Source organism: Acidithiobacillus ferriphilus (assembly GCF_018854775.1).
GTDB lineage: Bacteria > Pseudomonadota > Gammaproteobacteria > Acidithiobacillales > Acidithiobacillaceae > Acidithiobacillus > Acidithiobacillus ferriphilus.
Genome location: NZ_JAAZTY010000261.1, coordinates 1 through 938 on the forward strand (window position 1 = coordinate 1; position 938 = coordinate 938).

2 protein-coding genes are annotated in these 938 nt (G+C 61.5%); both read left to right on the forward strand.

The features are described from left to right. Positions 1-671, forward strand: a 671-nt coding sequence (recO, locus tag HF921_RS13065) for a DNA repair protein RecO (protein ID WP_215893987.1), incomplete at its 5' end; no start/stop codon positions are given. Positions 672-688: 17 nt separating this feature from the next. Next, on the forward strand, positions 689-938 hold a 250-nt coding region (locus HF921_RS13070), incomplete at its 3' end, for a pyridoxine 5'-phosphate synthase (RefSeq protein WP_215893988.1).

A 938-nucleotide genomic window follows, 5' to 3' on the forward strand; every position in this document is an offset into this window, starting at 1 on the left:
TGTTTACGCAGACACAGGGTCGGCTGGGGGTCTTGGCCAAAGGTGCTCGGCGCGCCCGCTCTCCGCTGGCGCGGATTGAGGCGGGGCGCCCCTTATGGGTGCGTTGGCTGGGGCGGGGTGAGTTACCGGTGCTGGCGCAGGCGGAAGAGCTTGAGCCAGCGCTGCCACTCGATAGCTTGCAAAGCCTCAGCCTCTTTTACATCAACGAGTTGCTGTTAAGGCTCACCCAGCGCGGGGATCCCTTTCCTGCACTCTTTCTGGTGTATGAAGAAACGATCAGGGTATTACGCGGTGAACCCGGTGCGGGTTGGTATTTGCGACGCTTCGAGCGGCGCCTGCTGGAAAACCTGGGCTGGGCACCCGACCTGGAGCGCTGCGCGAAGTGTGGCCGATCTCTTGATCCTACGCTTTCAGAGCACTGGTTTTACCAGGCAGAACGTGGGGTGCTTTGTCCGGCACATGCGCCCGATGCCACGGTGGTGACCTTGGAGGCGGCCGCTTTGGCTTGGTTGCAGGGGGCGATGCAGACACGAATTGTGGGAGGCTGGGGTCCCTCTTTGCGGCACTGCCTGGAGCAGGAGTTACAAGTCCATCTGGGTGGGCGCCCGCTGGAGAGCCGCCGCCTCCTTGCGGCGTACTTGCGCAGAACACGGCTCACGTCGACGACATGAAGAGAGGAGCACAGCGAATGATTGCTTTGGGGGTAAATATAGACCACGTGGCCACGTTGCGGCAGGCGCGTGGTACCCGTTATCCAGATCCGGTGGAGGCGGCTTTTGTCGCGGAACGTGCCGGAGCGGACGCCATTACCACGCACCTGCGTGAGGATCGTCGGCATATTCTGGAACGAGATGTGGAAATTCTCAGTCAGACACTGCGTACCCGCCTCAACCTGGAAATGGCGGTAGAAGAAGGTGTTCTGCGCGTGGCAGAGCGCC